Consider the following 9,913-nt stretch of genomic DNA (forward strand, 5'->3'; position numbering starts at 1 on the left):
GGTTGAAACTGCGCTCATTATTTTTGCGCATTGTAGGGGTAAAAACACCAGCGATACTACTGTTTATTTTAAAAATTAAAAAAGAAATTATTGGCCTTATTTTTAACCAAAAAAAAGCCCATAACGCTAAGCTGTTATGGGCAAAGTCACACAATGAAAAAGGGGAATTAAAATCTATCGGTTAAGTTTCGTATTAGGTCAGAGTCCACAAACTGCGTGACCATTGCTGCACCCCATGCATATGCACGTTGTATTGGGTAGCCTTTAAATATCCAGCGTTTACGAACATGGTTAAAACGCTGCAAATACTGCTGCTTAGCACGCGGCAAAGGTGTACTACTTAGCTTATCCCACGCTTTATATACGCCCGACATGTCAGAACCGCGCATAAAACGTTGCAACCAACGCGAAAAGCGTGAAAAGCTAATGGTTGACTGAAAATCAATGATATAAGGCTTGCCATCGCTACCACATAATATATTGCCCATATTACGTAAATCTAAATGCACAATGCCTAGGCGGTGCATTTTTGCAACTTGGCGTTCAAGCTCAATAAAAAATTCAACAGGCAACGTCTCCCCCTGGTGTATTAAGCTTCTAAGCGGCGTGCCTTCTATGTAGTCATACGCCACCGCTATCGGCGATAAACGGCTAAACCGATTAGCAACTGCATCAAGCTGTGCTAAGCGGCTCAATCCTTTAAATTCTTGATTTACAGAAAGCTTGGCAAAGGTTTTACGAATAAACCACGGGCTTTGGCTAAAGTCTTTTACTATTAAGTCAAACGTATCATCTTTGTACCTGTATACAATTGCGTTCGCAAAACGCCCTTTATGAACAACACTTAAATACTGTTGCATAAATACATGTTCAGGAAACTGCTGCTGTAATTGTGATAACAACTTATTTTCAATCATAACAAACCTAACAAGATGATAACTTTAATTGCCTAGGCAACTATATTAGCAAAGTTAGATTTGCCGCACAATTAGATCTAGTACTTAGCAGGCTAAGTTTTTATTGAAACAGTATCGCTAAAATGTTGATAATCTTTTTTAGAGATTTATGAAGGTGTATCTAGGTTGTTTATTGCTCGGTTTAGTAAGTCCATAACGCTGTGTTTTTCATTTTCAGAAAAGCCGCTAAGTGCTTTTTCGTACACTTGATTTACTAAGGGCATTATTTGAGGATAAAGCGCTTTGCCTTTATCACTTAAACTTAAAAGTGTAGAGCGCTTATCAAACTCACATTGTGTTTTTTCAATTAAATCTTTTTCTTCTAAACGCTTTAACAAACGGCTCATCGCGCCTTTATCGTACACCATATGATCGCTCAGTCCGGCTAATGTGTTTACTGAGCCACGCGCTAATAGCACTACCACAATATATTGCGCAGAGGTTAAGTCCATACAATCGAGTTGGGCATCAATGTGTGTAGCAATTTTTGAACGTAAAAACGATATCAACCGGCCTAGGTCTTGCTCTGCTACGAGCGTTTCGGGGTCGGCGTTTTGTACTGAAGGCATACTTTGTTGCATATAAGGGTTACTCTGTTTATTCAAAATGCGTGTAATAGACTACACATAATTAATAAAATTCCCTAGGGTTAGCGAACTTTCAAAAATAAAAATTTGTTCTACCTAGGGTCTGACATGTTGGGCGTTAATACGCCTATGCCTTTGCAGCAACCTTAAAATATAAGCACAGCTTTACCAAATAAAAGTACCTTGCTAAAAATTCACCTCAAAAAGTAAACAGCCTCTAAACCATTTTGTATTTAAAATAAAAAGCCGCAACATAAGTTGCGGCTAGTAGTGATTTATGCAATGACGTTTTAAACCTTAAACTGCCCTATTAATTGTCCTAGGTTTTCACCGCGCCCTGCTAAATGCTGGCTAACCTCAGAGGTGGCCTTACTTGCTTGGGTTAGTTCATTAACAATTTCTTGAATGGCAAACACATTACGGTTTATCTCTTCTGTCACTGAACTTTGCTCTGTTGCAGCGGTTGCAATTTGCGTACTCATGTCGTTAATGGTGGTAACCGACGTAGTCACAGCACCTAAACTTTGCGATATATCGCGCGATGACTCAACTGAGCGATTACAACTTGCTTGGCTCGCCTGCATGGCATTTACCGCGGCGCCCACTAAGTTATGCAATTCACTTAGCATTTCACTAATTTCATGGGTACTAAGTTGCGTACGACTCGCTAAGCTTCTTACTTCATCAGCCACCACGGCAAAACCCCTACCCTGCTCGCCCGCACGTGCGGCTTCTATAGCGGCGTTAAGTGCAAGCAAATTAGTTTGCTCGGCAATGCCACCTATTACACTAAGTACACTGTCTATTTTTTTAGATTGCTCACTTAAAGAATTTACCTGATCAGCAGCTAGGTTAATCTCGCCCATAAGGTTGGAAACTTCACTTAGTGATATATCTACGCACTCTTGCGCTTTTGCCACTTCTAGCGTTGCCGTATGAGTAGACTCAGCAACTTGCGTGGTATTTTTAGCCACTTCGTGAGAGGTGGCCGACATTTCGGTAATCGCTGTGGCAACTAGGTCTGTTTCGTGGTTATGATTGAGCAGTTTATTTTCAAACAGTTTTGTTTGCGAATTAATATCGCTTGAGGCATTTTTTACATCATTAGTAACATCAGCCACATTACTTATAATGCTTTGCAGCTTGCTAACAAACACATTAAACGATTCGCCCAACTGCCCTATTTCATCGTGTGTATGTATAGCTAGGCGTTTTGTTAAGTCGCCTTCACCTTTAGCAATATCATCTAAGCTTTGGCCCATTATTTGGATAGGTTTAACCATAGCGTTAGACGCTAAAAGTGCGCCCACTACGCTAACCACAACCCAAAATAAGGCAATTAATAACAAGGTGGTTATTTTTTCGCGAGTATGTGATTGCATAGTCTGTTTATAATTTGCAAGCTCTGTTTGTATATCATCCATATAGGCACCCGTACCAATCATCCAATCGGTACCTGGTATCATTACGGCATACCCTATTTTCTCTACTAACCCGTTGGTATTTGGCTTTTGAAAATGGTAATTAAATGCCCCGCCACCTTTACGTGCTTGCTCTAATAATCCAACAATTATTTTTTTACCATTTGGGTCTGTCATCCCAATTTTATTTTGCCCTTCAATAGCACTTCCTAACAGGGCATGAAACACGCTAACGCCACGTGTGTCGTAAATAAAAAAGTAACCGTCGTCACCAAAAGTAAGCTCCCTAAGGACATTTTTAACACTTTGTGTTGATCCGTTATCCAACTGATGGCGTACCAACTTGCTTGCTATTTCCACTTCAGTGGCAAGTAGCGTGTGTTTGTCTTTAATAAGTTTAGATTTAATTGTTTCAAAATTTTGTTGCTGGTTTTGCGATTCTAAATAGTACGAGCTGGCCATTAAGCTAATTAATAACAAGCTCAACGGTAAAATAGCCAGTAATAAAAGTTTATTTCTCAAGCTTAAGTTACTCATTAAATCTCCACAAATAGGGTATGCACGTTATCACTGTCTGCTTTGCAGTAATTAACGCAATAAAGTAAGCATTTAATATGTCACTATTTATATCAATTTATAAATAGCGCAGGGGGTTGCCAAGGGCTGGCAAGGTGGGCGCATTATAATTAGATTACAGCGCTTTAGATATACATTATCACTCGACATTAGTCGCAATTTTTTATCGAAAACACTGTGCAGTAAGGCGTTTTCATTACCTTTTACTTAGTTAACCCTCAAGCAATCCCACCACGATTCATCTCACATTAAGGTAGCCAGGCATTTTTATTTAACATATAATCACCACAATTCTAATAATAAATACTTACACAAAAAGCGGGACAATGTTCAACGTTAACTTAGGCTGTGGTTTTTAAAAATAATAATGAAGTACTTCTTATATCTAACGTTGTTGATTTGTTTAAACGTGTGCGCTCAACCTGCTAACAAGAGCATCGCCTTTTATTACTCATCCCCCATGCCATTGGCCGAAATGACCTTTTATTCACGGGTTGTTGTGCAGCCGCAAAGCATCACTCCACACGAACTTAATTGGCTTAAAGAGCGCAACATTAGCGTATACGCTTATTTAAGTGTGGGAGAATCGTTTACTGAAAATGAATCCTCAGTAGCAAAAAATCCACACTGGAATAGCCATATTGCTGATTTAACCGCTGAGCATTGGCAACAACACCTGCAAAAACAAGCACGTGAATTACAACAACGAGGCTTTAACGGTTTATTTTTAGATACGCTCGACAGCTACCAATTATTAAAACCCGATTACGATAAAGCGGCTCAACAAGTGGGGCTTGTGAATATAATTAAAGGTTTGTCGAGTACATTTAATAAACATTTAATTTTAAACAGAGGGTTTGAGCTACTGCCACAGCTTAACGATTACGCCTCTGATTTAGTTGCAGAGGGGCTATTTAGCCACTTTAATCCAGTAGATAACAGCTACAAACTTACTACTGAGAACGATCAAGCTTGGTTAAATGAAAAGCTCCATAAAGCACAATCACTGGGCTTTAACGTACAGGTAATTGATTACGCTAAACCACAGCAGCGCCTTGCGATGGCTAAACAAATTATTGCCCAAGGTTATGCTCCTTGGGTTACTGATGGGCACCTTCAAACTTGGGGGACATCAAATATACAGCCAGTGCCTAGGCGCATACTTATTCCATACAACAGTAATGTAAAGCCACTTATATACACCACGGTTCACTTAAAGCTTGCCACAATGATTGAGTATTTAGGCTACATACCTGATTACATAGACATGGCTAACACGCCTTTACCTAAAGTAGATACCAGCCTCCATGCTGGCATTATCTCTTGGACGACGAGCGATCAATTTTATAATGCACAGGTTATTAAGTGGCTCGAAAGTAACTTAGGCGTGGTACCGCAACTGGTACTTGGCGAGCTCCCTCCTTCTAATAAGTTACTTGAAAGCTTAGGAGTAGAGCCTTTTAATTTGCCTTCAAATGGGCCTTATAAACTCGCGGCTATGGCACCTTGGCTCAAGGGTGAGTCAACTACTGCGCCCGCTATTGTAAAGCCCTATTTATTAACACTTGCAGAGAATGCGCAATCATTAATATCAATACACGCTGAAGATGGCACCACCCTAACCCAAGGAAGTAAAACTAAGTACGGCGCACTTATCGCTGCACCTTGGCTTATAGATACATTGCCTATGGAGGGCAGTAACTGGGTTGTAGACCCCAAAGCCGTGTTAACTAAGGCAATGGGGCTTGCGCCTATACTAGCCCCAGATACAACTACATTAAGCGGGCGGCGTATGCTAACCCTTCATATTGATGGCGACGGCTTTACGAGCATTGCACACTTTGCAGGTAAACCTTACGCAGCAGAAGTTGTGCGCGATGAAGTTATAAAAAAATACAAGCTACCACTTACCTCCTCAATTATCCAAGCCGATATTGAGCCTAACGGATTGCATGGCGCTGACAGCCCAAAGCTTGAAAAAATAGCCAAAGAAATTTTTGCGCTTCCTTATGTCGAAGTGGCATCACACACATACAGCCACCCCTATTTTTGGACAGCCTTATCAGGTAGAAAAGAAATAAATAAAGACGACACCGACTACGGGTTTCATTTAGATGTACCCGGATATGACGCCATCGATTTAAATAAAGAAATAACCGGCTCAATAAATTACATTAATGAGCGGCTCGCACCAAAAAATAAAAAAACAGTGATGATGCTATGGTCGGGTGATGCAACCCCAGGCCCAAAAGCCCTAGAACTTGCGCGCGATGCCGGTGTAATTAACGTTAATGGAGGAAATACCGACGTAAATGCCGACAATCCAAGCTTGTCGCATATATCACCTATTGGCCGTCCTGAGCGAGATTTGCTGTATCAAATATACGCCCCCATTTTAAACGAAAATGTTTACACCAATTTATGGCACGGCCCTTACTATGGTTTTAAACGCTTAGTAGAAACATTTGAAATAACCGAGAAACCATACAGATTAAAGCCTTACACAATTTACTTTCATTTTTACTCTGGCGAAGTGCCAGCAGGGCTTGATGCGCTGCATTACAATATTGATTACGTATTAGCCAGAGAAAATACCCCGGTGCATTTAAGTCAATATGCACGCATTGCCAAAGACTTTTATTTTTCTGCGCTTGCTAAAAATACGCGCGGCGAATGGCTATTTAGTTCTAAATATATAAAAACGCTGCGCTTGCCTGTTATTTTTGATGTGCCCAATATGACTAACAGCCACGGTATTTTAGGGGTAACCGCGCAAGGAAACTATATTCACGTGGGCGATGAAATAGCCACAATTAACTTTGATCATACAACGCCAGATAACCAACCTTATTTGCTCTCCGCTAATGTCGCGTTTAGTAATTGGCAGATAAACGGCCCTGTCAGCTTTAAAGCGTGGATTGAAGCTAAAATTGAGCTTAAAAATGCTCGCAGTTGTCATTTCATTTCGCATATGGGAAAGCGCTTTAGCGGAAAAACTTTTGGCAATACAACGCAGTTTTCATTACCTGCTGGCGAATTTTATGGCTATTTAAACTGCGCTAGAAGGGCTCAATAATGAATAACAAAAAGCGCCCTCACTTAGTATCAGTTAAAACCATTTTAATTATATTAGCGGTAAGTTGCTTTTCACTTTACGCGCTGTTTCCGCACACCTTATTTTTTGAAGATGACTCGCTATCGCAAGATTATACCTTTGAAAAAACCTACTTAAATGCCGCATTAAGTAGCGACCCTAATAATGAAAAACTACGCGCCAAAAAAATAGCCATTCACCTGAGCTTAAATGAGTATTCGCAAGCGACTAACGAGCTTGAAAAACTCCCTAAAAGCGATACAAAAACTGAATTAGAAATAAAACTTTTATACGCATTGTGGGTTGATAGCGGCGCAAATAAAGATGACCGTTTTGAAGAACTAACACTTAAACTTGCGGCATTTAAACACTGGGATAGCCAGTTATTAAATATAGCTAAAGCCACGGGGCTCAATGCAAACGTAGCACAATATTATGAGCAACACGCGCAGCCATTATTAGCCGCTGATTTTTGGTTAGGCGCAGGTGAGCCTGGCAAAGCGCTCGCTATTTATAAAACCCACATTAATGCCGATGTAGCCCAAAAAGCCATTGAAACCGCACTGGGTGCTAACAATCCAAAACAAGCTTACACATGGTGGAAAAAATACGGTGATACCGCTAATACCGAGCGTACATTATATTTTGCAAGCTTAGCGGGTGATAATAAAGAAGCTTTAAAAGCAGTAGAAACATTATTAAAAACTCAGCCTAATAACAGCGAATATTTAACCAAAGCCATGCATTTAAACTTAGCCAATGGCAATGCAAACGCAGCTGAACAATTAATCGCAAAGTTATTACTTAAAACACCCAATGATAAAGCCCTGAGGCTTTTAAATTGGAAAATTATGCGCTGGCAAAATAAGCCTAAACAGGCGCTTAAAGAATTTAAATGGTTAATGGCCCATAAAGCCGTTGATGTAGCTATGCTGACCGACAGCATTAATGATGCGAATGCCTTGTACTTATATCAAGATGCCAACGACATTTACGAATATAAAGCGCAAAACCGACAGCTTAAAGGCAACGGATTTGCAAATTGGATGCAAACCAACGAATTTATTGGTAATGCAAAACAAGAGCTTAATCATATTGAGCGCTATGAGCAAATAAACGGAAAAACACCTCTTTCACAATATTGGAAAGCCAAGGTGTTACACGATACCGGTAATTTAGCTGGGCTGAGAGCCTTGTGGCCTCACTACGCAGGGCCAAAAAACGAAGAAGACTTACTCTGGCTTGCAAGAGCGCATTGGTTAAACGATGACTTTACAACCGCTTTGGCCATTTTAAAGCAAAAAGCACGTAGTAACGATGATGAGTTTTGGGGTGCCCGCGTTGATATGGCTTTGCGTGTAAATGATAAAAAAGAAGAGCTGTACGCTTTAGAGCAATTAAAAAACATTAGCCCACTGAGTGTAGGTGATATGCTGCATTATCAGCAGCTAAAATTTGCCGACAACCCACAAGGGTTATTAAATTACCTATGGCAACAAACAGCACTCACTGATAGACAGTTAATCCAAATTACTTTATTAAGCACGCAAATTGGCGATGAAGAACACGTTACTCGTGCTCATCAGGCTCTTGAAAAACAACGTTATAATAAAGCGCTTTACCCTGCATGGCTAATATTATCAAACTGGTACCAAAATCAAAGTGACTTAAATTACGCATACACAACACTTAACCGCGCAGCAAAACTAAGTGAATACAATCCCGATGTGGTACTAGCGCAAGGCTGGCTTGCATTGCAAATGCACGACACCATTATGATTAAGCGTATTTTAGCTAACTACTCACGCAATGAACCCAGCCGAGAGTGGGCACAATTATTGGCGAGTTTATCTATTCATCAAAAAGCCTTTAATAGTGCTTATTTTTATCTGCGCCAATTAGCCATTAGTAACCCTCGAGATTTAACTACTTTAGTAAATTTAGCCGATGTTATGAACCAGTTAGGCTACTACGCTAATGCCAGCGAACTTAAACATTATTTATTAAACCATTTACCAAAAGACAAATACGCATACCGAGGTTTAATGATCCAATGGGCCGGCGCAATGGCCGTGCCCCACTTACGCCAATTTAGCAGCTTAGATGACATAGCGCCTGAGGCTATAAACAACGCAACCGCCAACTGGTGGTTAGCCAGACGCGCAGCACAAAAGCTTGAGCCATGGCAAAAGCTACAATTGGCTATGAGCAACGGCGAGTTTAATAAAGTAAAGGCACTGGTAAATACGCAAACGCTAGGCAAAATAGATGAGCTAAGTGCTTTGCTCTATTTAAGGCAGCCTTATGCAACTATGCAGCGTTGGTATGAGGAGTTAACACAAGAGCCAACACAAGCCGAAACGTCTTTATTACGTAATGCCCGCACCAGCTACTTTAGAGCATTAGAGATTAACCTATCCCCTGAGGCCGGTTTAAATACCAGCCAGTACGATGTAAATGTTTATTTTCCGTATGCTAAAGGGCAATGGAAACTTAGCATTAGCAATCAACAAAACTTAAATAACAACGGGTTACTGTTTGCCATAGAAGATAAAATGACATGGGGTCGTTGGTACTTTGATGCAAAAGTAGACTCTCATCAGGGCAATTTAATGAGCCGCCAAGGCTTGAGCCTAGATGCGCGTTACCAGTGGGACTCGCGCACGCAGGTAGGTGTAAAACTTGAGCACAACGTTGAAAACCGCCAATCAGAAACCTTATTAAGTTTTGCCAAATTAAATAAAACCACGGCTTATATAAATTACGCTATTGATGGGCGTCAAAACGTGCAGTTCTCTGCAGCCGCCATGGCATTTAAGCGCCGCAGTGATAGCTCAACGCTTGTCAGCGGGCAAGAATATAACGCCCGTTATCAATACACTATTTTAAAAGACCGCCCTATTTGGAGTACTTATTTTAGTGCTCAATGGCAAGACTTTGAACGCACATTAGCCCCTTTAGGCATAGATCAAAGAGCCCGACCGCTGCTTATTGATATACAACCTTTTAGGCGCTTTGCTCTGGGCACTTCGCTTTCGTCAAACTCAAACTTAGCCCCCCCATATTTAGGCGAAAGCCCCTCGTGGTTATTCGACATAAGTACGGGTTATCAAACGTTAAACGACACCCTCGACATTTCAGTATCAAGTGGTGCGGGCTGGTCAGTGCTAGGGGATGATTTATTTAAATTACAGCTGGGTTATCAAAGTAGTAATAAAGTGGGTAACTCAGATACACAATTACAATTAGGCTATTACGTACATTTTTAATGTTAGGAGA

The 9,913-nt window shown here is 40.7% G+C and carries 5 protein-coding genes; 2 read left to right on the forward strand and 3 right to left on the reverse strand.

Annotated elements, in window-relative coordinates; genetic code table 11:
• Positions 1-167: 167 nt before the first annotated feature.
• The 3 genes from CWC04_RS01585 to CWC04_RS01595 all read right to left on the reverse strand — a co-directional run bounded on the left by CWC04_RS01585 (position 168) and on the right by CWC04_RS01595 (position 3,501).
• A complete protein-coding gene (locus CWC04_RS01585) occupies positions 168-917 on the reverse strand; it encodes a serine/threonine-protein kinase (RefSeq protein ID WP_004586207.1) in 750 nt (249 codons plus the stop codon).
• A gap of 146 nt (positions 918-1,063) precedes the next feature.
• Positions 1,064-1,537: a MarR family winged helix-turn-helix transcriptional regulator gene (locus CWC04_RS01590; RefSeq protein WP_052026274.1), complete on the reverse strand. Its 474-nt coding sequence runs from the start codon at positions 1,535-1,537 to the stop codon at positions 1,064-1,066.
• Positions 1,538-1,833: 296 nt separating this feature from the next.
• Positions 1,834-3,501 carry a methyl-accepting chemotaxis protein gene (locus CWC04_RS01595; RefSeq protein ID WP_029774564.1) on the reverse strand — a complete coding sequence of 556 codons (1,668 nt, stop codon included), beginning with the start codon at positions 3,499-3,501 and terminating at the stop codon, positions 1,834-1,836.
• Between the two features lie 406 nt (positions 3,502-3,907).
• Here CWC04_RS01595 and CWC04_RS01600 point away from each other — a divergent pair, with 406 nt between their 5' ends.
• Together CWC04_RS01600 and CWC04_RS01605 are read left to right on the forward strand one after the other, a co-directional pair.
• A complete protein-coding gene (locus CWC04_RS01600; RefSeq protein ID WP_138684444.1) occupies positions 3,908-6,616 on the forward strand; it encodes a bifunctional glycoside hydrolase/polysaccharide deacetylase family protein in 2,709 nt (902 codons plus the stop codon).
• On the forward strand, positions 6,616-9,903 hold the full coding sequence (locus CWC04_RS01605; RefSeq protein WP_138684445.1) for a tetratricopeptide repeat protein: 3,288 nt from the start codon (positions 6,616-6,618) through the stop codon (positions 9,901-9,903). Before CWC04_RS01600 ends, CWC04_RS01605 begins: the two co-directional genes overlap by 1 nt.
• The last annotated feature ends 10 nt before the right edge of the window (positions 9,904-9,913 follow it).

It is taken from the genome of Pseudoalteromonas sp. S2893 (genome assembly GCF_005887105.1).
Classification (GTDB): Bacteria; Pseudomonadota; Gammaproteobacteria; order Enterobacterales; family Alteromonadaceae; genus Pseudoalteromonas; species Pseudoalteromonas atlantica.

What these genes read in the sequence shown, in the direction of transcription:
- CWC04_RS01585 (WP_004586207.1), bottom strand. Translation starts at nt 917, where the DNA reads ATGATTGAAAATAAGTTGTTATCACAATTACAGCAGCAGTTTCCTGAA.
- CWC04_RS01605 (WP_138684445.1), top strand. Translation starts at nt 6,616, where the DNA reads ATGAATAACAAAAAGCGCCCTCACTTAGTATCAGTTAAAACCATTTTA.
- CWC04_RS01590 (WP_052026274.1), bottom strand. Translation starts at nt 1,537, where the DNA reads ATGCAACAAAGTATGCCTTCAGTACAAAACGCCGACCCCGAAACGCTC.
- CWC04_RS01600 (WP_138684444.1), top strand. Translation starts at nt 3,908, where the DNA reads ATGAAGTACTTCTTATATCTAACGTTGTTGATTTGTTTAAACGTGTGC.
- CWC04_RS01595 (WP_029774564.1), bottom strand. Translation starts at nt 3,501, where the DNA reads ATGAGTAACTTAAGCTTGAGAAATAAACTTTTATTACTGGCTATTTTA.